This window comes from Prochlorococcus marinus str. MIT 0919, from assembly GCF_027359375.1.
Taxonomy (GTDB): Bacteria; Cyanobacteriota; Cyanobacteriia; order PCC-6307; family Cyanobiaceae; genus Prochlorococcus_D.
In genome coordinates this window covers 1,404,069-1,429,890 of the sequence record NZ_CP114779.1, presented here as the reverse complement: position 1 = coordinate 1,429,890, position 25,822 = coordinate 1,404,069, and the positions used below count along the sequence as shown (strand labels likewise).

At 38.6% G+C, this 25,822-nt stretch carries 27 protein-coding genes; 15 read left to right on the top strand and 12 right to left on the bottom strand.

Features of this window, described 5'->3' with window-relative positions; translation table 11 throughout:
- Positions 1 to 19: 19 nt before the first annotated feature.
- Both O5635_RS07780 and O5635_RS07775 read right to left on the bottom strand, forming a co-directional pair.
- Positions 20 to 361 carry a DUF565 domain-containing protein gene (locus O5635_RS07780; protein WP_036901443.1) on the bottom strand — a complete coding sequence of 114 codons (342 nt, stop codon included), beginning with the start codon at positions 359 to 361 and terminating at the stop codon, positions 20 to 22.
- 42 nt (positions 362 to 403) lie between these two features.
- Positions 404 to 613 (bottom strand): hypothetical protein, encoded by a 210-nt coding sequence (locus O5635_RS07775; RefSeq protein WP_036901449.1) that lies wholly within the window; start codon positions 611 to 613, stop codon positions 404 to 406.
- A gap of 250 nt (positions 614 to 863) precedes the next feature.
- Between O5635_RS07775 and O5635_RS07770 the strand changes: the two genes are divergently transcribed.
- The 5 genes from O5635_RS07770 (at position 864) to ftsH (ending at position 6,600) form a co-directional block, all read left to right on the top strand.
- A complete protein-coding gene (locus O5635_RS07770) occupies positions 864 to 1,103 on the top strand; it encodes a DUF2555 domain-containing protein (protein WP_036901451.1) in 240 nt (79 codons plus the stop codon).
- Positions 1,093 to 2,370, top strand: coding sequence for a bifunctional phosphopantothenoylcysteine decarboxylase/phosphopantothenate--cysteine ligase CoaBC (gene coaBC, locus O5635_RS07765; protein WP_152557285.1), 1,278 nt, complete (start codon positions 1,093 to 1,095; stop codon positions 2,368 to 2,370). Before O5635_RS07770 ends, coaBC begins: the two co-directional genes overlap by 11 nt.
- Positions 2,371 to 2,600: 230 nt before the next feature.
- Positions 2,601 to 3,392, top strand: coding sequence for a photosystem II manganese-stabilizing polypeptide (locus O5635_RS07760; protein ID WP_036901453.1), 792 nt, complete (start codon positions 2,601 to 2,603; stop codon positions 3,390 to 3,392).
- A gap of 140 nt (positions 3,393 to 3,532) precedes the next feature.
- On the top strand, positions 3,533 to 4,705 hold the full coding sequence (gene sat / locus O5635_RS07755) for a sulfate adenylyltransferase (protein WP_036901456.1): 1,173 nt from the start codon (positions 3,533 to 3,535) through the stop codon (positions 4,703 to 4,705).
- A 47-nt stretch (positions 4,706 to 4,752) separates the two neighbouring features.
- The gene (gene ftsH / locus O5635_RS07750; protein ID WP_036901462.1) at positions 4,753 to 6,600 is read left to right on the top strand and encodes an ATP-dependent zinc metalloprotease FtsH; all 1,848 of its coding nucleotides are present in this window, start codon (positions 4,753 to 4,755) and stop codon (positions 6,598 to 6,600) included.
- Between the two features lie 41 nt (positions 6,601 to 6,641).
- Here ftsH and aroC read toward each other — a convergent pair whose 3' ends face one another.
- Positions 6,642 to 7,730, bottom strand: coding sequence for a chorismate synthase (gene aroC / locus O5635_RS07745; protein ID WP_036901463.1), 1,089 nt, complete (start codon positions 7,728 to 7,730; stop codon positions 6,642 to 6,644).
- Positions 7,731 to 7,890: 160 nt separating this feature from the next.
- On the bottom strand, positions 7,891 to 8,973 hold the full coding sequence (psbA, locus tag O5635_RS07740; RefSeq protein ID WP_036901464.1) for a photosystem II q(b) protein: 1,083 nt from the start codon (positions 8,971 to 8,973) through the stop codon (positions 7,891 to 7,893).
- A gap of 290 nt (positions 8,974 to 9,263) precedes the next feature.
- Here psbA and O5635_RS07735 point away from each other — a divergent pair, with 290 nt between their 5' ends.
- Entirely contained in the window at positions 9,264 to 9,596 is a 333-nt protein-coding gene (locus O5635_RS07735; RefSeq protein WP_052042779.1) for a hypothetical protein, read from the top strand.
- 8 nt (positions 9,597 to 9,604) lie between these two features.
- Here the strand turns inward: O5635_RS07735 and O5635_RS07730 are convergent, their stop codons facing one another.
- Positions 9,605 to 10,528: an aspartoacylase gene (locus tag O5635_RS07730; protein WP_036901469.1), complete on the bottom strand. Its 924-nt coding sequence runs from the start codon at positions 10,526 to 10,528 to the stop codon at positions 9,605 to 9,607.
- Positions 10,529 to 10,582: 54 nt separating this feature from the next.
- Between O5635_RS07730 and O5635_RS07725 the strand changes: the two genes are divergently transcribed.
- From O5635_RS07725 to O5635_RS07715, 3 genes are all read left to right on the top strand, one after another.
- A complete protein-coding gene (locus O5635_RS07725) occupies positions 10,583 to 11,575 on the top strand; it encodes a glutathione S-transferase C-terminal domain-containing protein (RefSeq protein WP_036901472.1) in 993 nt (330 codons plus the stop codon).
- On the top strand, positions 11,572 to 12,252 hold the full coding sequence (locus tag O5635_RS07720; RefSeq protein ID WP_052042781.1) for a DUF2301 domain-containing membrane protein: 681 nt from the start codon (positions 11,572 to 11,574) through the stop codon (positions 12,250 to 12,252). Before O5635_RS07725 ends, O5635_RS07720 begins: the two co-directional genes overlap by 4 nt.
- A 118-nt stretch (positions 12,253 to 12,370) precedes the next feature.
- Positions 12,371 to 12,589: a Calvin cycle protein CP12 gene (locus O5635_RS07715; protein ID WP_036901473.1), complete on the top strand. Its 219-nt coding sequence runs from the start codon at positions 12,371 to 12,373 to the stop codon at positions 12,587 to 12,589.
- A gap of 78 nt (positions 12,590 to 12,667) precedes the next feature.
- On the opposite strand, the gene O5635_RS07710 is transcribed toward O5635_RS07715, so the two are convergent.
- From O5635_RS07710 to O5635_RS07685, 6 genes are all read right to left on the bottom strand, one after another.
- Positions 12,668 to 12,850: a hypothetical protein gene (locus O5635_RS07710; protein ID WP_036901477.1), complete on the bottom strand. Its 183-nt coding sequence runs from the start codon at positions 12,848 to 12,850 to the stop codon at positions 12,668 to 12,670.
- A 78-nt stretch (positions 12,851 to 12,928) separates the two neighbouring features.
- Complete coding sequence (gene cgtA, locus O5635_RS07705; RefSeq protein ID WP_036901479.1) at positions 12,929 to 13,918, bottom strand: Obg family GTPase CgtA; 990 nt, start codon at positions 13,916 to 13,918, stop codon at positions 12,929 to 12,931.
- A gap of 95 nt (positions 13,919 to 14,013) precedes the next feature.
- Positions 14,014 to 16,437 (bottom strand): endonuclease MutS2, encoded by a 2,424-nt coding sequence (locus tag O5635_RS07700; RefSeq protein ID WP_036901482.1) that lies wholly within the window; start codon positions 16,435 to 16,437, stop codon positions 14,014 to 14,016.
- A 17-nt stretch (positions 16,438 to 16,454) separates the two neighbouring features.
- Complete coding sequence (locus O5635_RS07695) at positions 16,455 to 16,841, bottom strand: VOC family protein (RefSeq protein WP_036901485.1); 387 nt, start codon at positions 16,839 to 16,841, stop codon at positions 16,455 to 16,457.
- Between the two features lie 82 nt (positions 16,842 to 16,923).
- On the bottom strand, positions 16,924 to 17,922 hold the full coding sequence (hemB, locus tag O5635_RS07690; RefSeq protein WP_036901487.1) for a porphobilinogen synthase: 999 nt from the start codon (positions 17,920 to 17,922) through the stop codon (positions 16,924 to 16,926).
- Positions 17,923 to 17,963: 41 nt separating this feature from the next.
- Positions 17,964 to 18,899 carry a DnaJ C-terminal domain-containing protein gene (locus O5635_RS07685; RefSeq protein WP_036901488.1) on the bottom strand — a complete coding sequence of 312 codons (936 nt, stop codon included), beginning with the start codon at positions 18,897 to 18,899 and terminating at the stop codon, positions 17,964 to 17,966.
- A gap of 147 nt (positions 18,900 to 19,046) precedes the next feature.
- Here O5635_RS07685 and O5635_RS07680 point away from each other — a divergent pair, with 147 nt between their 5' ends.
- From O5635_RS07680 to O5635_RS07670, 3 genes are all read left to right on the top strand, one after another.
- Positions 19,047 to 20,702, top strand: coding sequence for a SulP family inorganic anion transporter (locus O5635_RS07680; protein WP_036902035.1), 1,656 nt, complete (start codon positions 19,047 to 19,049; stop codon positions 20,700 to 20,702).
- Positions 20,703 to 20,768: 66 nt separating this feature from the next.
- Positions 20,769 to 21,764, top strand: coding sequence for a sodium-dependent bicarbonate transport family permease (locus O5635_RS07675; protein ID WP_036901492.1), 996 nt, complete (start codon positions 20,769 to 20,771; stop codon positions 21,762 to 21,764).
- 4 nt (positions 21,765 to 21,768) lie between these two features.
- Positions 21,769 to 22,050, top strand: coding sequence for a P-II family nitrogen regulator (locus O5635_RS07670; protein WP_036901495.1), 282 nt, complete (start codon positions 21,769 to 21,771; stop codon positions 22,048 to 22,050).
- Between the two features lies 1 nt (position 22,051).
- On the opposite strand, the gene O5635_RS07665 is transcribed toward O5635_RS07670, so the two are convergent.
- Positions 22,052 to 23,008 (bottom strand): NAD(P)/FAD-dependent oxidoreductase, encoded by a 957-nt coding sequence (locus O5635_RS07665; protein WP_036901497.1) that lies wholly within the window; start codon positions 23,006 to 23,008, stop codon positions 22,052 to 22,054.
- A 240-nt stretch (positions 23,009 to 23,248) separates the two neighbouring features.
- Between O5635_RS07665 and O5635_RS07660 the strand changes: the two genes are divergently transcribed.
- Genes O5635_RS07660 through O5635_RS07650 form a run of 3 tightly spaced genes read left to right on the top strand, consistent with a single transcriptional unit; the run spans position 23,249 to position 25,806 of the window.
- A complete protein-coding gene (locus O5635_RS07660; RefSeq protein WP_036901498.1) occupies positions 23,249 to 23,761 on the top strand; it encodes a hypothetical protein in 513 nt (170 codons plus the stop codon).
- A 39-nt stretch (positions 23,762 to 23,800) separates the two neighbouring features.
- Positions 23,801 to 24,121: a hypothetical protein gene (locus O5635_RS07655; RefSeq protein WP_036901501.1), complete on the top strand. Its 321-nt coding sequence runs from the start codon at positions 23,801 to 23,803 to the stop codon at positions 24,119 to 24,121.
- Entirely contained in the window at positions 24,118 to 25,806 is a 1,689-nt protein-coding gene (locus O5635_RS07650; RefSeq protein WP_152557286.1) for an ABC1 kinase family protein, read from the top strand. Before O5635_RS07655 ends, O5635_RS07650 begins: the two co-directional genes overlap by 4 nt.
- Positions 25,807 to 25,822 lie beyond the last annotated feature (16 nt).

Sequence of the window (25,822 nt, the reverse complement as noted above, 5' to 3'; positions counted from 1 at the left end):
TCATTGAACCCAAAAGATATTAAAGTAACTTAAATCCTTCCATAAACAACCCATATAACAAGCCAATACGAGAACTATCTATAATCTGAAGAATAATTGAAGCTTGTTTGTTCTTTAACCAGATCATTCTCAATCTTACTAATAACTCTAAGAAAACCACAGTAAAAAAAGCACCAACCGGATCCATCATTGCCAAAACACCATTAATCATGCCCAACGAGCTTCCCAGAGCAAAAGATCCTAAAAAAATAACTGAGATAAGTGAATACCTCCTCCATGGATTTTTTGCCCATAGCTCTAAAGTTATGAATGCATTAGAAAAATTTTTATTTAAACCTGTTCTCTGAAATGTCTTAGACATAAAGCTAATAAATAAGAAAAAAATTCGATAGTCAAATTTTTTTCAAAAACTATCACTTGACTCAGACTTTGACTTTGACTTTGTTTTACCATCTAAAAGCTCAAGCAATGCTTCCATTTGGGCCATAACACCTCTAATCTCGCCTGGCTCAGGCAAAAGGCCATCATCCAAAACACCTTGATGCATCTCTCGAAGCTCTTGTCGGATGTATCTAAGATGACTGACTACCTGCTCCCTCTTAGATTGAGACATTGAAAATATTTTTGATAATAACTTTTTACCTCATCAGTTCAGTTCTGACATTTGCAAACAGGGATTGAACATAATATCCATTTAATAATTAACAATTGTTTTTAAAAATTTTTTCAAGGTAAATAAGATGAGAAAACGGATTTTAGTAATTTTAATCGATCAGATCTATAATCTTTATCAAGTGAGCTTTTCGATCTTTTAATAAATTTAATTCTGAAAAACGCACTTGCTAGTACTCTCTGCAGCAATCATGAACCATCGTAATGCTGTCTTCGAAAAATCAACCCCAAAAATAACTCCAGAAAAATTAAACCAATTTGACGAAGATTCAATTGCAATATTAGCCAAGCGTTTAGATCAAGATGATTACCCAAGCCCTTTCGATGGTTTAAGTGACTGGCATCTCCTAAGAGCTCTAGCTATTCATCGTCCTGAACTAACTCTTCCATATTTACATCTCATTGATCAGGAACCATTTGATGAAGATTAAGGACTCAATAACACTCAAAGATAAAAAAATCCTTTTAGCTGTAACTGGCAGCATTGCTGCTGTAAAAACTCCATTGCTTGTAAGTAATCTAATCAAAAAAGGAGCAAAGGTTCGTTGCGTCGTAACACCTAGTGCCTCGAAATTAGTCAGCCCTTTATCCCTTGCAACTTTAAGCAGAAATAATTGCTATCAAGATAAAAACCAATGGGACGGTAGTGAACCTAAACCTCTACATATTGCCCTTTCCGAATGGGCAGACATTGTTGTAGTTGCTCCTTTAAGTGCATCCTCACTCTCCAGATGGGTGAATGGCCTTGGAGATGGATTGATTGCAAGCCTGTTGTTGGCATGTGAAAAGCCTGTAATAGCTGCCGCAGCAATGAATACTGGAATGTGGTGCAATGAAGGGGTTAAACATAATTGGGACAAACTTAATAAATACAAAAATGTAATTACCCTCTCTCCTTCCAATGGACTACTTGCCTGTGATCGAATAGGGGAGGGGCGAATGGCAAATCCAGAGATCATTCAATTAGCTATCGAAAGTGCATTCCTGCGTATTAAATCCGACAAATTAATAAATAGGGACTGGGAAGGCTTGAAATTACTTATTTCTGCTGGTCCAACAATTGAAGACCTTGACCCCGCAAGATATCTATCCAACCGAAGCACTGGGCTTACGGGAATTTTATTGGGGCAAGTAGCAAGATTCAGAGGCGCAAGTGTTGATATTGTCCATGGGCCTTTGCAAGTACCAGAGAATTTTTCAGAAGGGTTAAATACATATCCAATTCGAAGTGGTAAGGATATGCAAAAAATGCTTAGTAAGCTTCAAGCGAATTCAAATGCAATTGCAATGACAGCAGCGATTTCAGATCTAAGGTTGAAAAATTGCAGCAATCAAAAAAAATTGAACAAGGAAAGTCTTATTGAAAATCTTTGCGGAAATTTTGAACTAGTACCTGATCTACTAGCGGAACTAGGAAAGAATCGTCCTAATGGTCAGATAATTCTTGGCTTTAGTGCCTTAACAGGAACAGATAATGAAATCAAACAACTTGCCATTCTTAAAAAATCTAGAAAAGGATGCGACTTGGTATTTGCAAATCCAATCGATAGGCCAGACCAAGGTTTTGAATCAAACTTGAACGAAGGATGGTTAGTTGGCGCTCAAGACAGCCTTATCACTATTCCGATTGATTCAAAATTATCCATCGCTCATCTTTTACTAGATGAGGTCTTAAAATTAATAAAAAAACAATTATAAAAAAAATTAATCAAATTTTTTTTATTGGCTTCCAAATAAGAAATTATCGAAAAAGCTTGCTATCAAAGGGTTCATAGAATTTTCAGCGACTTTTTATATTCTCCAATAAGCTACGGGTTGTTGAGAGCTGCAAAACGCTTTACATATCGCGCAATTCCCCCTGTAAGCTCCCAACTGAGTAATTGAGCGGTTTTTTATACCGCTGTATTTGGCCCTTAGGCTTCCCACCCATGAGATTTCGTCCTTTGCTAGCCCTGGTGCTTGCTTTTTGTCTCACTTTTATATCTGCCCCAAGTAGTGCTTCCGCCTCCGGAGAAAGGGGTAATTCTAAATTTGCCGATATTGTAAATACCGGCAAAGCTAATGATTGCCCAAGCCTCCCAGCGGAATCAGGGGGATCCCTAAGTATTGATGGGGGTCTAACAGACATTTGCATGCACCCAACACAAGTGTATGTAAAGGTTGCAAAAACCAAGCGTTCAAAAGCTGATTTTGCACCCGCAAAAATAATTAGCCCTAGAAACAACACAACAGTTGAGCAAGTCTATGGCGACGTTTCAGGTAGCACCTTTAAAGAAAAAGGTGGTATTGATTTCCAACTTATAACAGTACTAGCTCCTAACGGAGAAGAGTATCCTTTCGTCTTCTCAGCAAAGGATATGTCTGTTGAGTTCAAGAGCAAGTCCATTCAATCTGGGACTGAAGCAAATGGAACAACATTCACTCCAAGCTATAGAACAGGTGATTTCCTAGACCCTAAAAGTCGCGCAAAAGACACAGGTGTTGAATATGCCCAAGGTCTAGTTGCATTAGGAGGTGATGATGAAGAGCTTGCAAAGGAAAATATCAAAAGAGACATTTCTGGGCAAGGAGTTATCACTCTTTCTATAGACACTGTCGATTCTGATACTGAAGAATTTGCTGGTACATTTGTTGCCATACAACCTTCTGATAATGATCTTGGATCCAAAGAGCCAGTTGATGTGAAAATCATTGGAGAACTCTATGGCCGCAAAGCCTAGTTAACCTTTTGTACTAAAAGTGCATAGATTTAAAGGGAGCCTTTTACAGGCTCCTTTTTTATTGAAAAAAAAATTACTGAGAAAATAATAGTTTTTTTGCTTCTCTATCTGGGAGAATTTGCAAGATCAATGTCCTGCTAATGATCTCTAATCAATCAATCCATTCAACTCAATCAGAGGTTATAGAACCCTATGGTGGGACTCTTGTAGATTTAATTGTCGCAGAAAGCACTCAAAAAACTATCAAAAGCCAAGCCACTCAAACGATAGAGTGTTCTGACAGGAATGCATGCGATATTGAATTACTAGCAGTTGGTGGATTCTCTCCCCTAACTGGATTTATGCTTCAAGCTGATTATGAATCAGTGGTTAAAAATCATAGAACAACTGGGGGGGTGCTGTTTGGCCTACCAATCGTGATGGACACTGATAGAGAAGACTTACAAGTCAACGACCAAGTGCTACTAACATATAAAGGACAAGATTTAGCCGTTTTGCATATTCAAGAGAAATGGGAACCTGACAAAGCCCTAGAAGCAAAAGGATGTTATGGGACCACATCTTTAGAGCACCCTGCAGTGAGGATGATTGCATCTAATCGCAAACGGTTTTATATGGGAGGTCCTATAAAAGCTTTAGAACTTCCAAAACGGGTTTTCCCATGTCAAACCCCTGCAGAAGTTAGAAAGCAACTGCCCAAAAACGAAAATGTTGTGGCATTTCAATGTAGAAATCCAATCCATAGAGCACACTATGAACTATTCACTAGAGCCCTTGAAGCAAAGAATGTAAGCAAAAATGCCGTTGTTTTAGTACATCCAACATGTGGTCCTACACAAGAAGATGATATTGATGGAGAAGTGAGGTTCCAAAGCTATGAAAGGTTAGCCGCAGAGGTAAACAATCCAAGAATTCGATGGGCTTACCTACCCTATTCAATGCATATGGCTGGGCCTAGGGAAGCTCTTCAACACATGATTATTAGAAGAAATTATGGTTGTACGCATTTCATAATTGGACGCGATATGGCTGGATGCAAATCAAGCATTACTGGAGAAGACTTTTATGGTCCATATGAAGCCCAGGATTTTGCTAAAAAGCTTGCTCCTGAGCTCAAGATGGATACAGTGCCTTCATTGAACCTTGTTTTCACAGAAGAAAAGGGATATGTCACAGCCGAGCATGCAAAAGAAATGAACCTACATATAAAGAAGCTCAGCGGAACTGAATTCAGGAAAATGCTCCGAAATGGAGAAGAGATACCAGAATGGTTTGCATTCAAAAGCGTTGTGGAAGTACTACGCAAAGCCTAATATTGCCAAATTCCTATTAACATCTCTTCATTGCAAGTAAAAGTCCCTTGAACAAACGTTGGAGAAACATTGCTCTCTACTTCCTAATGGTAGTGGTAGTAATTTTTGTTGGTACTGCTTTATTGGATAAACCAGATCCTTCCCGTGATTCAAAAACATTGAGATATAGCGATTTCATTGAAGCAGTAGAAGAAAATCAAATCAGCAGAGTAACGATCTCTCCTGACAATGGAACAGCACAAATTATTGAAAATGATGGTAGTAGAGCTGAAGTAACTCTTGCTCCAGACAATGATCTTTTGCAACTACTCACTGAACACAATGTTGATATTGGTGTGCAACCAACTCGTCAAGCAAGTCCTTTCCAGCAAGCCGCAGGTAGTCTTATTTTTCCAATAATTTTATTAGGAGGACTATTTTTTCTATTTAGACGCGCACAAGGAGGAGCTGGTGGTAATCCTGCAATGAGTTTTGGGAAGAGTAAAGCTCGCTTGCAAATGGAACCTTCTACTCAAGTCACATTTAAAGATGTTGCAGGTATAGAAGGAGCAAAATTAGAACTTTCTGAAGTTGTTGACTTTTTAAAGAGTCCTGATCGTTTTACTGCAGTTGGAGCAAAAATTCCAAAAGGAGTTCTTTTAGTTGGTCCTCCAGGTACAGGGAAAACTCTTTTAGCTAAAGCAGTTGCAGGTGAAGCAGCAGTGCCCTTTTTCTCTATCTCAGGATCAGAATTTGTAGAGATGTTTGTGGGTGTTGGCGCAAGTAGAGTCAGGGATTTATTTGAACAGGCAAAAAAGAATGCTCCATGCATAGTCTTTATTGATGAAATTGATGCAGTTGGACGACAAAGAGGTGCTGGCCTAGGTGGTGGGAATGACGAAAGAGAGCAAACCCTAAATCAACTACTTACGGAAATGGATGGGTTTGAAGGAAATACAGGAATAATTATCGTTGCAGCTACTAATAGACCAGATGTTCTTGATGCAGCACTCATGAGGCCTGGAAGGTTTGACAGGCAAGTCGTTGTAGACCGGCCAGACTACTTAGGTAGGCTACAAATATTAAAAGTACATGCAAGAGCAAAAACTCTTTCAAAATCAGTAGATCTTGATCAAGTAGCAAGAAGAACTCCCGGTTTTACTGGTGCAGATCTTGCAAACCTTCTAAACGAAGCTGCAATCCTTGCAGCAAGAAGAGAACTAACTGAAGTTAGCAATGATGAAGTTGGAGATGCTATAGAACGTGTAATGGCTGGTCCAGAGAAAAAAGATCGCGTAATGAGTGAAAGACGTAAAAGATTAGTTGCATATCACGAAGCAGGTCACGCTTTAGTCGGAGCATTAATGCCAGATTATGATCCTGTGCAAAAAATTTCTATTATTCCAAGAGGTCAAGCAGGAGGCTTGACATTCTTTACCCCTAGCGAAGAGCGAATGGAATCAGGACTCTATTCTCGCTCTTATTTGCAAAATCAAATGGCTGTAGCACTAGGTGGGAGAGTTGCAGAAGAAATAGTTTATGGAGAAGATGAAGTCACCACAGGAGCTTCTAACGACCTTACTCAAGTCGCACAAGTTGCCAGGCAAATGGTGACTCGTTTTGGCATGAGTGAAAAACTTGGTCCAGTTGCTTTAGGTAGATCTCAAGGAGGGATGTTTCTAGGACGAGATATTGCTTCTGAGAGGGATTTCTCGGAAGATACAGCTGCAACAATTGACGAAGAGGTATCTCAGTTAGTTGATTTTGCTTACAAGAGAGCTACAAAAGTTCTTATTGATAATAGAAAAGTACTTGATGAGCTAGCGGAGATGCTTGTTGAGAAAGAAACAGTTGATTCAGAACAATTGCAAAATTTGTTGATTAAGAGTGAAGTCAAAATTGCAGAATATATATAAGCAGAAATTTTCCGTGGTTTTCACCGGAGAAGAAATGCTTACTACCAAAGACTGCACTGCCCTTTTTGCTTTAAAAGATGATCAGCTAAAACTAAAGCAACCATAGATTCAACCATTGGGACAGCTCTTGGCAAAACACATGGATCATGACGACCTTTTGCTGTGAGCACTGTTTTATTTCCCTCAATATCTACTGTGTCTTGGTTTTTACGAATAGTGGCTGTTGGCTTAAAACCTACTCGCATTACAATCGGCTCTCCATTACTAATTCCGCCTTGAATACCACCAGAATTATTTGTTGCAGTTCTAAGTCTCCCTTTCTCAGAAGGAAGAAACATATCATTGTGCTCGCTGCCTTTAAGCAACGTACCACCAAAGCCTGAACCTACTTCGAAGCCTTTAGAGGCAGGTAAAGACAATAATGCCTTTCCTAAATCTGCTTCTAACTTATCAAAAACTGGCATTCCCAATCCAACTGGGGCATTGCGAACTACACACTCAATAACTCCACCGCAAGAATCACCGTCTAAACTAATTTCTTGAATACGATCAACCATTAATTCAGCTACAGCTTGATCAGGACATCTAACAATATTGGCTTCTATATCTTTGAATTCAACCATGGTGGGATCTATCTCCGCCTCAATAGTGTGAATACGCTTAACCCAAGCCAATATTTCGGTATTGTTAGCTTTTTTGAGAACTTGCTTTGCAATTGCACCGGCCGCCACACGTCCTATTGTCTCTCTTGCTGAAGCTCTCCCACCTCCACTGGCTGCCTGTACACCATACTTAAGAAAATAAGTACCATCAGCATGAGAAGGTCGCAAAACACTTTTCATATCACTGTAATCATTAGGACGAAAATCCTTATTCCTAACAATCATTGATATAGGGCTGCCTAAGGTTGTGTTATCAATCAATCCACTTAAAATTTCAACCTGATCTGCTTCTTTCCTTGGAGTAGTAATTTTACTTTGACCAGGTTTTCTTCTATCAAGTTCAGATTGTATATGGTCAATATCTAATTCCAGTCTTGGAGGGCAACCTTCTAAAATCACCCCAATTCCCCTTCCATGTGACTCCCCAAAGGTACTTATCCGAAAAAGATCCCCGAAACTGCTTCCCATAAATCTCTGACTTTCTCAAAATCTTAAAGAGATATCTGCAAAAAGGAAGCAATTCAATTACGCCCTTAGATAAATTAATAAAATAGATAAAAAAAGCCCCCTCTAAGAGGGGGCTTGAAAACTCAAACTTAAGTTATTTATCTAATTAGAATAACTAGAATTAACCAATAGCTGGAGCAACTAAAGCCACAGAAGTGGACTCAGCAGCAGCAAGGTCAAGAGGGAAGTTGTGAGCATTACGCTCATGCATAACTTCCATACCTAAGTTTGCACGGTTAAGAACATCACCCCAAGTTGGGACAACCTTGCCGTTTGCATCAACTACAGATTGGTTGAAGTTAAAGCCATTGAGGTTGAAAGCCATGGTGCAAATGCCCATAGAAGTCAACCAAACACAAACAACTGGGAAAATTGCCAAGAAGAAGTGAAGGCTGCGACTATTATTGAAACTTGCGTATTGGAAGATCAAACGACCGAAGTAGCCATGGGCTGCGACGATATTGTAGGTTTCTTCCTCTTGACCAAACTTATAACCATAGTTCTGAGACTCTGTCTCGGTGGTCTCACGAATAAGTGAAGATGTCACCAAAGAACCATGCATTGCAGAGAAAAGGCTTCCTCCAAACATTCCAGCAACGCCAGCCATATGGAATGGGTGCATTAGAATGTTGTGCTCAGCCTGGAACACAAACATAAAGTTGAATGTTCCTGAAATCCCTAAGGGCATTCCATCAGAGAATGAACCCTGACCGAAAGGATAAACAAGGAAAACAGCGAAAGCTGCAGATACAGGTGCTGAATAAGCAACACATATCCAAGGACGCATACCTAAACGATATGAGAGCTCCCACTGACGTCCCATATAAGCTGAGATGCCAATAAGGAAGTGGAAAACTACAAGCTGATAAGGGCCACCGTTGTAAAGCCATTCATCAACAGTTGCAGCTTCCCAAATAGGGTAGAAGTGAAGGCCAATTGCATTACTTGATGGAACAACAGCACCAGAAATGATGTTGTTTCCATACATAAATGAACCAGCAACAGGTTCACGGATGCCATCGATGTCTACTGGAGGAGCAGCAATGAAAGCAACAATGAAACAAGCGGTTGCAGCCAACAGGCAAGGGATCATCAATACACCAAACCAACCGACATAAATACGGTTGTTAGTTGAAGTAACCCACTCACAGAACTGTGGCCAACCTTTAAGCAGCGAAGAACGCTGCTGCTGAAGGGTTGTCATGAGGACGTGAATTAAGTCCCAAAACTGGGACGGTAATTAAGAACGAGATATTTCTCGCCGAATGGAGTATAGATGAAAATGTCGAGAATCGCGCCCTAAAGACAAAGAACTTTATTAAGAAAGTCGAAAATATTAGTAGTTCGGCAATCCTCTGGAACGACAGAACAAATAGAAAACCTTTTTAAAACACTCAATTTGAGATAAAAAATTGACCCAATATCTAAATTATAAAAAAAGCTTAGCTTTGGTAAAAAAGTTAAGGTAAGCTTGACTTAAGCGGAATAAAGCTATTGATTAAATCAAAAAAATTAATATATCTAATTATAATTGCTTCACTATTAGTAAATTCAGGCTGTAAGAAATCTACTAAAATTATACAAAAAAAGAATTCATTATCTGATATAGTCAAGTTAGAAGATAGGGTTTCCAAACTGGAATCAATAATAAAAGTTGAAAATAATTATAAAGGATTAAAAAAGGAATTTGGCAAAAAAGTTTTATACATAAAATCTATAACTTTAAGACTTGGATCTGAAGATGACCGTTTAAGAATTTACTGGCATGACGGAATGAAAACTGATTTGCCTTGCACTAAAGAACAATCAACCTGGGCATGTGGGTAGTCAAATTTTTAATCAAATAACAATTTATAAAAATCATTCTTCCATTCTTCTTTGACATCCCATATTTCTTTAATTGTAAAACTCATAGCAATTCCTTTCTCAGCATATGCAGCTTCGTTTATAAACACTGGAATTATAGAATCGGGTAAATCTGGGTCATCGAAATGAACTGTGTTTCCATTCAAACTTTGAAATAAAGGTGTACCTTTTTTAACAAGACACCAATCCTTGCAGTCCAACCTAGAGTGTATATATGCACATTGCTTTCCATTTGAATCTCTAGGGAAGTCAATACTTTTCAAATGTCTATGAATAATTAAATTCTTAGGGAAGCGTGCATTCCTAGATTTAACTTTTGCAATTTCTTCAATACATACCTGCAACGAAATTAATGTCTGATGAATAATTTTATGGTTAAGTGTTCCTTGTGGGACAGGACCTATTTCTACAACAAGGCCGCAAGGCCAGTATTCGACGAGAAAGCCTGCTTGGGATTCATCTCCTTCATGTAAATATATTGGTATTCCTATGCGACTTTGAATTAAAGATGCAAGTGCTAGATCAACTGACCTTCTTCCATATACAACGAGGCTGCATCCCATACATGATGTCGTGCTATGAAAATCAATGACTATTTGAGATGAAAGCCTCCCTTCACTTCCGTATATATCAACCAGTTCTTTCGCTCGTTTGATCTCGTAATTATCCTTATGAGAAATACTAAAATTTTGTTTAGTGAAACTCCTATTCAAATCTTGATCTATATATCTTTTACAAGTTTCTCTTGCTAAAGGGTTGCCAATAACTTTAGATAAATTTAATCCATAAGGTTTAATTAACTCTGGATATGATTTCCATTGATCAAAAAGCCAAGGAGCATTTATTTCATTCCCATGAGTCCCAGCAACTAATAAAACATTAATACCAGGCATTAAATTCAAGAAAAAGCTTACTTTTATCTGAAAATAGCCAAAAAGCTAGCTGTCATGTCAATTCCACCAACAATTGTTGCCTTTACTCGAGATACATGGAAATGGGAATGGATTCAGCTCATGAAAGGCCTTGCACCCGCTGACAAAGAAGGCAATTACAAAAGAGTGCCTAGTCAAAAAAACAATGCGCATATTCAACATCCAGAAACACTAGTAAATCGATCAAAAAATGAACTTCCTTTTCTAATTATTGGTAGAAGCTGCCCGTGGGCACATCGAACCTGGCTTGTTTATATCTTAAGAGGTCTTCAAAATAATATTGATTTGAAATTAGCAACACCTGATCCCCAAGGAGGAAGGTGGTTAATTGAACCAAACTTTATGGGATGCAAGACTCTCTTAGAGCTATACAAACTCTGCAGAACGCCCCCAAGTCATCGAGCAACTGTTCCTACAATTATTGATCCAAAACCTAAAGGGAAAAACAATCCAGAACTTTTAGGTAATGAAAGTGCTCAACTAATTAAAATGCTCAATGATTGGCCAGTAAAGTCAAATGCTATTAATCTCTTCCCAAAGGGAATTCAAGATGAAATAAAGCAATGCTCCGAACTGATGCAATCATCTATTAATGATGGGGTTTATCGATGTGGTTTTGCTCGTACTCAAAAAGCTTATGAAGATGCCAGCTCTGAATTATTTCATTCTCTAAGTTTGATAGAAAAGAAATTATCCAAACAAGGGCCTTGGATTTGTGGTGATACTTTAACCCTAGCCGACATTATGCTTTTCCCAACTTTAATCCGATGGGAATCAGTATATGCCCCCTTATTTAAATGTAGTGCAAAACCTTTATGGGCATTCCCGAAAATTTGGGAATGGCGTAAAACATTTTTTAGTATTCCTGGAGTTAAAAATACTTGCGACGCTAACGTATGGCGAAGAGACTATTTTGGAGCACTTTTTCCATTAAATCCAAGCAACATTATTCCAAATGGTCCAAATATAGAGAATATAGTGAATAGTCTGGCACCATATACACGATGAATAAGCCAAACCTAAATATCATAGGTAGTCTTGAGACAGTTAACGAACCTGTATTGCAAGGTATATATGGTAGTTACACGATTACATTAAAAGATCAAATCGAGGTCCAAAGATATCGAATATCAGTTCTAGTTTTAGGCTTATCCTTTTGCCTAGGTCTTTTGCACTGGTTCACCATAGGACCCGAGAGTGCTTGGCTATGGCTTATACCGATGAGTATTTCATTAGGCCTAGCACTGAAATGGATTCATATATATATAGTCTTTCTGCATCAAAGTCTAAAAATTTTATGGGGGATAGGTTGTATGGGTTTCTTATTACTACTTTTTTATTCAAGTCCTCAAAACTTGCTTGAGGGTATTGCCTCCACGCCAAAGCTAGAACTCATCATTGGTCCATTCTTTGCAGCTTTAACAGGTTTAGGCTTCAAAGAATTTTTTTGTTTTCGCAGGCCAGAGGCAATAGGTTTAACTTTATTTCTCCCGCTAAGCCTGCTAGGACATTTATTTGGATTCTTCAGTCTATTATCGATTGCAAGCTTACTTGGACTTAGCGCAGTCCTTTTATTAATTATGGGTTGGCGCAAATTTGGTCTTGAATCCTCTCTGGATGTAGGGGATAAAAGTGTTTTTGAATATCTGCAAAATCAAAAAGAAAAGAACGTTTCTAGTATCTAGAAATACATTTCTAAAAGAAAGATGTTGTAAAGCAAACCAAGTGCGGTTTACACATGTGACACAAGTGCTGAAACTAATTAAGCTATGTTCGTCGAATGAAAGACCCAGCTAAGAATTCATGAACTCCATCGACGAACACATTCAAAAGGATCAAAATGAGATCCTTTCAGCCAAAGCCGAAGGGAACACTCCCAAAGTAAGGCACTTAGAGGATGAACTTCACTCTCTTGAGGAATATAAGGAACATCATCCTGAAGACAAGCATGACCCGAATGCCTTGGAATTATTTTGCGATGCCAACCCCGACGAACCTGAATGTCTTGTCTATGACGATTAAATAAAGCTTCAAAAGAAAAAACTCTTAAAAAGCGGGCGAGCAGCCCGCTTTTTAAGTTCTACAGAAAAGCGTTCTCTTTCAATAGTCCATGTTGAAGTCTGAAGGGCTTCCTGTTAAAGAACAAACAACTGCTTCTTCATTCTTCATTTCACGGACCTCCTCTATAGGCCGCCCCATTTTTCTAAGCACTTCAATATCTTGAGTAGTCTGACATCTAGCAATTACATTGCCTTGTCCATCGAAGCAAGTGAAAAAATTCATAACTTAAATAACCTCATACCATTTATGACCAATCTTTAGGATATAGACAAGTATCAATTTGATCACAAACACATAAAATTAAATATCTAACTTAGACCAGACTACTTTTAACAACTCCTCTAACCCTTCACACATTGCTGCAGAAATAAAAAATAAATCTTGATTAGAAGAAGTGACTATTTCTTTATATAGACGCTGCTTTTTGTCTGTAGTCAAAAGTTCTTTCTTGTTAAAGACAAGAAGTCTTGGTCTGTCCATTAATCCATGACCATATTCAAGAAGCTCTTTTTCAATAATCGCTATATCTTCCAAAGGGTTTGCCGAAGAAGCATCGACGAGATGAACAAGGAGCTTTGTCCTCTCTATATGTCTCAAAAATTCATGGCCAAGTCCTACACCTGCCGCCGCACCTGCAATCAGACCAGGAATATCAGCAAAAACCGTTCCATCTCCACTTGGCTTACGAACAACTCCAAGGTTTGGAATCAAAGTAGTAAAAGGGTAATCAGCTATTTTTGGTCTGGCTGAGGAAATAACAGACATCAATGTGCTTTTCCCTGCATTTGGCAAGCCAATAATCCCAACTTCTGCTAACAGCTTTAATTCCAAATGTAATAACCACTCTTCTCCTTCTTTACCTTCAGTACACTTTTCGGGGGCTCGATTACTATTGCTCAAAAAATGCGCATTACCTAAGCCACCTCGACCTCCAAATGCAACTATAAGGACTTCTCCGTGTGTAGTTAGATCACCCAGAACTATTCCTGTTACTTGGTCTTTAACTTGAGTTCCACAAGGAACTTTAAGAACCAGGTCTTTCCCAGATGCACCTGTACATTTATTAGGGCCGCCTCTTCGTCCATCCTGAGCATTTATAAACTTCTGAAACTTGAAATCTAACAGCGTCTGCAAATTGCTATCAGCTTGAAGCAAAACTTCGCCACCTTTCCCTCCATCCCCACCAGAAGGGCCACCTGCAGGAACATATTTTTCTCTTCGAAAAGCAACAATCCCATCACCTCCTCGTCCTGCTTTGACCGAAATACATGCTTGATCGATGAACTGCATATCACTCCTGCTGTATCAATGGTCTTTAAAGACTTGGGACAATTATACGTAGCACTGGCCAAGCCATATCTCTCATAAAGCTCCTTTAAAGATGATTATCGCAAAGAAACAACACTACAAGCAGCTCCACCATGAGCAGGATCAGCATCTTCTACATCCTTAACATAAGGAAGTAGCGATAGCCACTCTCGTAAGCCTTTTTTCAATTTACCAGTTCCAATACCATGAATCACCCATATCTTTCCTGTAGAATTGCGAATCACATCTTCTACTACACTTTCAGCCTCATGCACCCTTAACCCTCTAACATCAACTGTATTCCGCTTAGTTTTAATTAGTGAACTATTCATGATAGACGTATCAACATTAACTTCTACCGAAGTCTTAGGTTGGGTCGGCTTGCGTCCGTCAAGAGTTTCAACCGCAATTAAGTCGACAGTACTTCTAAAAATGCCACATAGAACCGTTAAATGCATGCCATCTTCTGAAATAGCTATCACTTCACCAGCTTTCGCAAGAGCAATCAACCTTACTCTATCGCCAATTTTAGGTATCCATTCTTGCAATTTAGATGTTTTCGTTGGAAGTCTTTCGTGAGATTCCAGCTCAATTTGCTTTAAGCGTTGCCCAGTTTTCCTTGCTATATCTCCACTTGCTCCTTCTTCGCGTAAGCGACGGATTAAATCACGCACTTCCTTTTGGCCCTGACGAATAGATATCTCCAACAGTTTCCTCCCATCCTCTTTCCATTTCCTCGAATGTTCACGTTGTTGCTCCCATTTAGACAATATCTCTTCATATAAAAGCTCTGTCCTAGCCAAAAGAGCTGCTGCATCTTCTGCTGCTTTCTGTTGACTCTTTCTCTGATCTTCCAAACCACTAATTACATGATTGACATCACTAGATCCTTTAGGGGCAATTAAGTTCTTTGCTAATGCAGTAATTTCAGGATCAAGTCCTAGGCGAATGGCAATTGCAAGGGCATTACTCCTACCCGGAATTCCCCATTGCAAATTATAAGTAGGTCTTATAGTTGAACTATCAAAAGCAACTGATGCATTCTCAAACCTTGAATCATTATATTTCAGTGCCTTTAATTCACCTAAGTGGGTGGTTGCAATTGTGATCCTGGCTCGATCAGCCAAGGTTCGCAATAAAGCAATGGCTAAGGCACTTCCTTCAGTTGGATCTGTTCCTGCCCCAATCTCATCTAATAAAACAACTGTTGGGCCTGAAGAAGAATCAATTGCATCAAGGATGCGAGCTATTCGAACAATGTGTCCGCTAAATGTCGAAAGATTTTGTTGAAGAGATTGTTCGTCTCCAATATCAGCTAACACTTGATCGCACCATGGCAAACAAGGGTTGCCAATACATGGAAGCAACATGCCTGACCTCGCCATTAGGACTAATAAGCCAAAGCTTTTTAAAGCAATTGTTTTACCACCTGTATTTGGTCCTGTGATAGTTACCACTCTTAAGCTCGAGCAAACTTCAAAGCTGACAGGGACAACATTACTTTTAGAGTTCTTTTTTTGTTGCCATACCAACAAAGGGTGTCGAAATTCTTTAATAAAAAATGGAGACTGCTTATCATTCTCAACTGAAGGAAGAACACCATCTAACCAAGCACCATACCTAGCTCGAGCGAGAGCAAATTCAAGATCTAAAAGAATTCTACAAAGGTTAAATATTGAGTGGTAATTTTCCTTAATTAATTTACTCCAAATTGCAAGGAGACGTTTTTCTTCAGAGAGAATTTTATTTTGGACTTCCAAAATTTTATTGCCTAATTGAATCACTATTTGTGGCTCTAAGAAAATAGTATTTCCAGAAGCAGAACTATCATGAACAACACCAGGTATCTGATCTGCAGTCCCAGTTTTCAAAGAAATCACAGGTCGGCCATATCTTTCAGAAATAATTGTGTCTTGAATAATTGCATTATTTTTCCTTATAAGTGCTTGCAGACGCTCCCTTCGTTCATTCCGTAGATCATTCAAGCTAGAGCGAAGCTTATATAAGTTTTCACTAGCACGATCTGCAATACGACCTCCTTCTTCTATTCCAAACACAAGTATTTTTTCAAGTTCAGGAAGTGTAGTGAGATTAGCTACTAGAGAACTCGTGACTGGACGAACTGCTACATCTTCGATCATTCGTCTAATACGTCGCCCCGCTCTGAGGGTCTCGGCTATCTTTAAGAGTTCTTCACCAGTAGCTACACCTCCTTTGAAGCAATGAGAAATAATTTCATCTAAATCATGCACACCTAGAAAACTTAACCCACCTTCCAAAGTTTCATCCAAAAGAAGTATTTCTAATGTTTCAGATAACCTCCTTTGAGTTGTATCAATATCTGTTGGGATGACAAAGCTATTGCACTTCCTTTTCCCCTGAGAGGTATGCGCAAATGTCGAAAGATGACTACACAGTATATGCCAATCTAATAAATCCAATGTTTCTTGAAACGCTTGATGAGAGGCATCTGGTCCTAAATTGTTAGGCAATTGACTCATTCAAATTGGTTTTTTCTTTACTGGTTAGATGGGATACCACTTGGTGGCAAATAGAGCATTTCCAACCAATTTCCCTCTGAATCTTTCAAGTAAAAAGAGGAGGTTCCATCTCGATGGTCATGCAAAGAGCCAACAAAAACTCCTGCACGCTGCAATTCTCCATGCAAAGATTTAACTTCTTCTTTATCAGTAAAGTGAAATGCAAAATGTGGGCCTGCAGCTTTATAGCCTGGACCAAGCAAGGCTAATCCATCCTTCCCTAAACCTGCTTCTAAATAACACCAGTCAGGATCATCCCAGACTAAGTTCATCCCAAGATTTATATAAAAAGCTTTTGCACGTTCCACATCTTTAACTCTTAGAGCTATGTGGCCTAATCTTCGAACATTTGTAGTGATCTTCATCAAATCTTTTGTGTAAATGATTTTTAAGAGCCTGAAAACTTCACTAAGAGTTTGATAGCTCTTTGTCTACTTATAAGAACCATTAGTCCTTCAACCATCTAGCAGCATCACATGCATGATACGTGAGTATTAAATCAGCTCCAGCTCTTTTGAAACTCAATAACGTTTCTAGAACTACAGCTTTTTCGTCTATCCAGGATCTTTCTGCTGCTGCCTTAACCATGGAATACTCTCCGCTTACGTTGTAAGCAGCAATGGGCAGTTCAGATTCCTGACGCAATCGATAAATGATATCTAAATAAGCCAAGCCAGGTTTTACCATTAAGATGTCTGATCCTTCTTGCTCATCAAGTTGAGCTTCCGTTATTGCTTCTCTTGCATTGGCTGGATCCATTTGGTAAGTACTCTTATCGTTTGGAATAGGCTTTGAATTCATAGGTTTAGGAGCAGAATCAAGAGCTTCTCGAAAAGGTCCGTAATAAGCTGAAGAATATTTCGCTGTATAACTGATAATTCCAACCTGATCAAAACCTTCATCATCTAAAGCTTCTCGAATTGCACCTACCCGTCCATCCATCATGTCACTGGGGCCAATTAAATCAGCACCTGCTTCAGCTTGAACAATTGCTTGCTTGCAAAGGCTATCAACAGTTTCATCATTTAAAATAACTCCATCAGAACTAACGATTCCATCATGTCCATCACTGGAATATGGGTCTAAGGCCACATCAGTCATTATTGACATTTCAGGTAATTCTTTCTTTAAACGCCTAATAGCTTTTGGGATTAGTCCATTCGCGTTAAAACACTCTGAACCATCTTCCGTTTTAAGGTCTTCGGAAACTTTTGGGAAAAGCACTATACATCTAATCCCAAGGTCCCATGCTCTTTCCACTTCGCCAACCAGTGCATCTAAACTCCATCTATTCGCTCCAGGCATGGCACCTATTGCTTCCACATCGTTGCCTTCATGAACAAATAATGGATATATAAAATCAGTAGATTGGAGAATATTTTCTCTTACCAAACTTCTTAAAGCAGATGTTCTGCGAAGGCGCCGAGGGCGATACGTTAAATCCATACGCAAAATATAAACTTAATAGTGATCGTATATCGAAGTCGCTATAAACGTGCCAATCTCATCCAATCCTTTCGTGGATTAGTAACTCTTAGCTTCTGAAGTTGATGTAGGAACTCAAGCTCCTTAGCTGTCCATTTTGCAGGCAATTTCAACTTAATGACTAGGGTTAGGTCACCCCGAGAAGTATTGGTAGTAGGCCATCCTTTACCTTTTAATCTCAAACTTTGCCCTGGCAAAATGTTTGAAGGGATAGTTAATTCAGTTTCACCATCCGGGGTCATTACATTAATTGTTCCACCCAGTAAACATTCATCCAAAGCAAGAGGCAATTCGGCGAAAAGCTGATGATTACCTTGAAACTTCCAAACTGGATGTTCTTCAACTTCAATATTTATATAGAGATCACCCCGTCTCCCCATGCCTGGTTGAAAATTCCCTTTACCTTTCACTCTTAGTTTTGCACCATTCGCTATTCCCTTCGGAATCTTTATCTGTATTACCTCCTGGTCTACTGAAAACTTTCGTTGTGAACCTTGGAAAGCTTCTAAGAAAGAAATCTTTAGTAAAACTTCTGCATCTAAGTTTATAGGTTTTCTTGGTATAGGTTGTGGAAACTTATCATCACTAGGAACCCCACTAGCAAAACCAAATCTGCCTAAGAGGTCATTGATAAACTCATCGAAATTTCCATATTTTCCAAAATCGATATCAAGCCCAGATCTTGCATTATTGCTAAAAGTAGATTGGTTCCAATATTTACCAAACTGCTCATATCGCTTCCTCTTAAGAGGATCTGAAAGCACTTCATAGGCTTCATTGATTTCTTTAAATTTTGCCTCAGCTTGCGAATCACCTTGATTTAAATCTGGGTGATACTTTCTAGCAAGTTTGCGAAAAGCACTCTTAACCTCATTGCTACTAGCATTTTGATCGATGCCAAGAATATGAAAATAATCTCGATAACCTCCAACTTTCATAAAAGTATTTGACCTAAAAGCACTAATTGCATTAGGTTTCCCAGCTGAGTTCCTAACTTGGCGTAAATCCTAATGTAGGGAAGCCCGAACGAAAAGTACCTGAAAGATTTAGGCTGTATGGAACAAGATCCCCCACGGAGTCTTCAATTGAAATTAATTAACGGTTTTCACCTAAATAATATTAGAGGTGACATCCTTGGTGGCATCACAGCTGCTGTAGTTGCATTGCCATTAGCACTAGCCTTTGGCAACGCTGCTCTTGGGCCTGGTGGGGCAATATATGGGCTGTATGGTGCTGTTGTAGTAGGTTTTTTAGCTGCATTATTTGGGGGTACGCCAGCGCAAGTAAGTGGTCCTACAGGGCCAATGAGCGTAACAGTGGCTGGAGTAGTGGCAAGCCTTGCAGCAGTGGGCGTTCCAAGAGACCTATCTGCAGAACAAATTTTGCCCCTTGTAATGGCAGCAGTAGTTATTGGAGGTTTCTTTCAAATATTATTTGGAATTTTTAAACTTGGTAAATATATAACTCTTGTCCCTTACTCAGTTGTTTCAGGCTTTATGTCTGGAATAGGTGTAATTATTATTGCATTACAAATTGGACCTCTTCTGGGAATAAGCACTAGAGGAGGAGTAATTGAATCACTTGCAACTGTAATCAATAATTTTGAGCCGAATGGAGCTGCAATAGGAGTTGCAGTAATGACTCTGGGCATTGTTTTTCTTACTCCAAGAAAAATAAGTCAATGGATCCCTTCTCCTCTTTTGGCTTTATTAATAGTTACACCTATTTCAATTTTCTTTTTTGGCAATACAGCGATAGATCGAATTGGTGATATACCAAAAGGTATTCCTTCTTTAAGTGTCCCAAGCTTTAACCAATATTTACCAATTATTTTTAAAGCAGGTCTAGTACTTGCAGTACTTGGTGCGATTGACTCTCTTCTTACGTCTCTTGTAGCAGATAACATTTCACAAACACGTCACAATTCTGATAGAGAGCTGATTGGGCAAGGTATTGGGAATGCTATAGCTGGTCTTTTCTCAGGTTTACCCGGTGCAGGTGCAACCATGAGAACAGTAATTAATGTTAAGTCTGGAGGAACGACCCCCTTATCAGGGATGGTTCATTCAATAGTGCTTTTAATTGTTTTAATTGGTGCGGGGCCTCTGGCAGAACAAATCCCCACAGCGCTTCTCGCGGGAATTCTCATAAAAGTTGGTCTAGATATTATCGACTGGGGCTTCTTACGCAGAGCTCACCTTCTCTCTCTTAAAACTGCCACGGTAATGTATGGCGTTCTTCTGATGACAGTCTTTTGGGATTTGATTTGGGCAGTCTTAGTTGGTGTTTTCGTTGCCAATATGCTCACGATTGACTCAATCACTCAAACGCAATTGGAAGGCATGGATGCTGATAACCCTCTTAATTCTCAAGAAGAAGATCTACCATCCTTACCTGAAGAAGAGCAAGATTTATTATCTCGCTGTTCTGGTGAAGTAATGTTATTTAGGCTTAAAGGACCTTTAAGTTTTGGAGCTGCTAAAGGAATAAGCGAAAGAATGATGCTTGTAAGAAACTATAAAGTTCTAATTCTTGATATCACTGATGTACCTAGACTTGGGGTAACTGCTACTTTAGCTATTGAAGATATGATTCAAGAAGCAAAAGTAAATTCTAGGAAAGCTTATGTAGCAGGAGCTACTGGAAAAGTGAAAGAAAGGCTATCTAAGTTTGGCATAGATCAGATAGTTACCAGCAGGAAAGAAGCACTTCAAGCTGCATTAAATGAAATTAAAAAATAAACAGTACTATCTAAAAATAAAATCGCTCAGAAGTATACCCTTTAAATAAAATCAAGCAAAAAGCCTATGGAGACAAATTTAGTTCTGCAAAATGTATTAGCACCTCCAGTATTATTTTTCTTTCTGGGGATCATTGCGGTCGTTGTACGTTCAGACCTGGAAATACCTGCTCCCCTTCCAAAACTATTTTCTTTATATTTATTATTAGCTATTGGTTTCAAAGGTGGCTTAGAGCTTGAAAAAAGTGGCTTTGGAGGACAAGTTTTACCAACTGTTCTGACTGCAATAATTATGTCTTTAACAATACCTTTGGTTTGTTTTGTAATCTTAAGATTAAAATTTGATGTCTTTAATTCTGCAGCTATTGCATCTGCTTACGGTTCAATAAGTGCAGTTACCTTTATAACAGCAGAAAGTTTCTTAGAAAGCCAAGGGATTCCCTTTGATGGTTTTATGGTTGCAGCTCTTGCCTTAATGGAGTCCCCAGCGATAATTGTAGGTCTATTGCTTGTCAAATTATATGCACCTAAAAAAAGGCCTAATGCAAGAGAAATGAAGTGGACTGCAATTTTGCATGAATCAATGCTAAATGGATCCGTTTATTTACTTTTAGGAAGTCTTTTTATTGGCTTTTTAACTGCAGCACATAACCCTATCGGTGTTGAAAAAATGCAGCCATTCACAGGTAAATTATTTTATGGAGCGGAATGTTTCTTTTTATTAGATATGGGTATTGTTGCTGCTCAAAGACTTCCTAGCCTAAAAAAAGCAGGTCCATTTTTAATTTTTTTCGCAGTAATTATACCTTTACTCAATGCATTCATAGGTATATGGGTGGCCAAAGCCTTATATCTTGGTCCTGGCAATGCACTTTTATTTGCTGTTCTTTGTGCAAGTGCCTCTTACTTAGCTGTTCCAGCAGCCATGCGAATGACTGTCCCAGAAGCCAAGGCAAGTTATTACATTTCAACGACATTAGGATTAACTTTCCCTTTCAACATAGTTATAGGAATACCTTTATATATGGGATTAGTTAACAAAATTATTCCATCCATAGGATAAATAAATGAAACGTTTGGATTTGATCTTTAGTGAAAGAGAACTAGATGCAATTTTAAAGGCACTAGAAGAAGCGGAAGTGCCTGGTTATACAGTTATGAAGCATGCAACAGGAAAAGGTCCTCAAACTGTTGTTTCAGAAGACATGGAGTTTACTGGCTTAGGAGCCAATGCTCATGTCATAGTTTTTTGCGAAATAGAAATAATCAACAACATAAAAGAAAATATTCAATCAATACTGAACTATTACGGTGGAGTTGCTTATATTTCCGAAGCTATAGAAATGTAGTTTATGAATGAACCCAATCAACTCTGATTGATTTACGACTATTTAAAAATCTATCAATAGCCATTGCCGCAATACATCCATCTGACGCTGCTACTACTGCTTGCTTGAAAGGAGTATTACGAATATCGCCTATAGCCCAAACACCTTCAGAGGTAGTAGACATGAAATCATCAACAACAACTCCTCCATCTTCTTTTAAAGCTATTTGACCACCCAAGAAATCAGTGATTGGCTTGGAACCACTCATATAGACAAATACACCTTCAAGAGCTAATGACTGATGTGACTCCTGAGTGCGATTTTTCACGAGAATGCCTGTCACTCCTGCATCACCCCCTTCTATTTGCATCAACCTTGTCCTACTCCAATGTTTAACATTAGGTTCTTGAATTAAATTTTGAGCATCTAAATCATCCTCTTTAGGGTCATTAGAGGTGATCCAATGAACAGTGGAAGCAAATTTAGTAAGGACATTCGCTTCTTCTATGGCTTCTTTATTCACGCCAACTACTGCAACTTCTCGCCCTTTGTAAAAAGCACCATCGCAGGTAGCACAGTAACTCACTCCTCTGCCTAAGAAATCAGCCTCTCCCTTAAAAGAAGCTGGTCTTCCCATTGCACCACTAGCTAACACAAGAGCCTTTGCCTTGAAAGTACCTTCAGGAGTGAAAACAGTTTTGAGATCTCCAGTTACATCTATACCAAAAACCTGGGCTCTACGATAATCAGTCCCATACTGAATTGCTTGGTCACGCATTAAAGTCAATAAATCATCTCCACTGATATCTGTTGGCACTCCAGGGTAGTTGGCTATTTGATGAGTAATAGCCAAAGCACCAACAGAGGGGTTTTTATCAAGAATTATTGTCTTTAAATCAGCCCTGGAAGAATATAAAGCGCAGCTACATCCAGCAGGCCCTCCGCCAACTATGACAACATCAGCTTCAATAGTTTCCAAAACGCTTGTTTCTCCTTGAATTGTTTATCTTCCTATATAAGAGGAAATATTGACCTGCGATTAAAAGGAATCGTCAGGTCTACCTTTTAAGAGCATGAACTCTATTTAGTTAATTATGGATGGCATTGTGAAAAGAATGCACCCGATTAATAGAATTAGTAAAGACTCTGAGAATAAATTTTATGGGCAAAAGCAAGTAACAGCAATGCATTTATGTAAAATCCAAAGAATTGCAGAATTATGAATATAAACAAAAACTTTAAAAAAATTGCTCAATTCTGGATAATCCCGTTTGGAACAGGAGCTTTTATTGCCATTGGGTATATAACGTCCAAAAAGATATTTGTCCCTTTTTTAGAAGGGAGTCAAACCCAATCGCGCACTTCTGTTTCGAGCAATGAAATAAATCAGCATGGGGCAATAGACAAAAATTTAAATCGAATGCCACAGAGAACAACTAAACAGTCAGAAACCACTTTAAAAATTGAAGGCCTTCGACAGCCCCTACAGCCTGCACAGGCCTCTAAAACACTTGGCAAGTCTAAGCCCACTCAACTGAACAATGGGAGTAAAAAAGAGGGATTTTTCAAAGCTCTATCTAGTGAAAATATAAATGATTTAGAATTGATAGAAAATCCCCAACAAGACAAACCAAACCCCTTAATAGAAAACAAGTTTAAAATTGTTGATGAAGTATTAGAAAGAAAAAATCAACCTTTCAAAAAACTTTTTGAGTCCCTTCCAGACCCATAATCATCAAAACTCTAATTCGTTAACTTTATGAATTAAGCTATGAGTTCATCTGAAAACCTTATTAAAGCAACCCTTAATCGACTAACTGTTCGCATAGGGAAGGAAATTCTTAACCAAGCATCTGAAATAGCTCTAAAAGCTAAAGATGCTCCAGACCGTCTTAAAGAAGAATGGAATCTCTTAAAGAATGAAATCATCAACGAAGCAACTCGTCTTGATCAAGAAGGTAATGAAGAAGATAAGGGAACAACAAATTCATCAATATTCAACGAAGATTGTAAAAAAGATCCAGATATGAAAATTGAACAGTTGAGAAGAAAAATTTCACAGCTAACAAGAAATTTTGAGGGCATAGATTGAAAACCATCAAGCAATTAAAAAAAGCTATTCGCAGAAATATTCGTGCAATAAATATATGGCAATCAGTCTTACTGCTGATTATCTTTCTTTGGTGGGATAATCAAGAATGGTCTTACTTAGGAGGTTTTAGTAAACTAAAACAAAATTCTAGGCAGGCAAAAAGAGCACGCTGGTTAACAAAAGAACTACTCAAACTTGGCTCCGCATTTATAAAACTAGGACAATTACTATCGGCACGTCCAGATGTATTACCAAAAGGTTGGATAATTGAATTGGCTTCTCTTCAAGATAATGTTCCACCATTTAATTTTCAAATAGCCCAAGAAATTCTTGAATATGAATTAGGTCCAAGATGCAAAGAAATCATTGACATAGAAGAAATACCTTTAGGAGCTGCATCACTAGCTCAAGTACATAAGGGACATCTGAAAAGTGGAAGAGAAGTTGTCTTTAAAATTCAACGTCCTGGATTAGAAACATTTTTCAGACTAGACCTTGAAGTAATGCAGTCAGTTGCATCATTACTTCAAAAAAAGAAATCTTGGAGTCAAGGAAGAGATTGGGTTGGCATGGCAAAAGAATGCCAAAAAGTATTACTCCGAGAACTAGATTTTCGAAAAGAAGCTGAGTTTGCTGCACGGTTTAGACAACAATTTCTCGACGATCCAAAAATTCAAATACCTGGTGTCATATGGGAGCTAACTACACAAAAAATTATATGTTTAGACTATCTCCCTGGGATTAAAGTTAATGATCAAAAAACATTAGCTAAAAAAGGAATCAACCCATCAAATATCGCTGAAATTGGAGCCTCTAGTTATTTAAAGCAACTAATTGAATTCGGTTTTTTTCATGCAGATCCACACCCTGGGAATCTTGCAATCAGTCCAGAGGGATGCCTTATCTATTACGACTTTGGAATGATGGGGATGGTCTCTGAGCGACTTAGAAGCAAGCTTGGTTCTATGGTGAGAGCTGCGGCTATAAAAGATTCATCAGGATTGGTTTTAGAATTACAAGAAGCAGGCCTAATTGCTAAAGGGATTGATATTGGCCCTGTCAGACGACTAGTGAGGGTAATGCTAGACGAAATGCTTACTCCTCCATTTTCCCCAAATGTAATAGATAAACTTTCAGGAGATCTTTACGAATTGGTTTACGGCAAACCTTTTAGATTGCCAGTAGAATTAATTTTTGTTATTAGAGCACTTTCAACATTTGAGGGTGTTGGCAGGACTCTTGATCCTAGCTTTAATTTAATTTCAATAGCAAAGCCATACCTCTTGTCAATTATGAGCTCACAAAATTCCAATCCTAATGATCTAATTAATGAGATTGGTCGCCAAGTAGGAGAACTAGGCAGTAAAGCAGTCGCTCTGCCAAAACGATTAGATGAAAGTCTTGAACGATTAGAACAAGGTGATCTTCAATTACAAATAAGGCTAGGTGAATCTGATAGACAACTACGCAGAATGATAAGTGCTCAACAATCAATGTCTCAATCAATCTTGATAGGTTGTCTTGGTATTGCTGCAGCACTTTTAGGATCTAGCAAACAGCCTGTTTTCTCTCTCTTGCCACTACTATTTGCGCTACCAGTTTCAATGGGTTGGATCAAGTTACAGCTAAAAATGAGACGAGACGAACGAGTAGAAAGACTGAAAACAGAAAGAAAAGTACAATAATTAAACCAACAAGAAT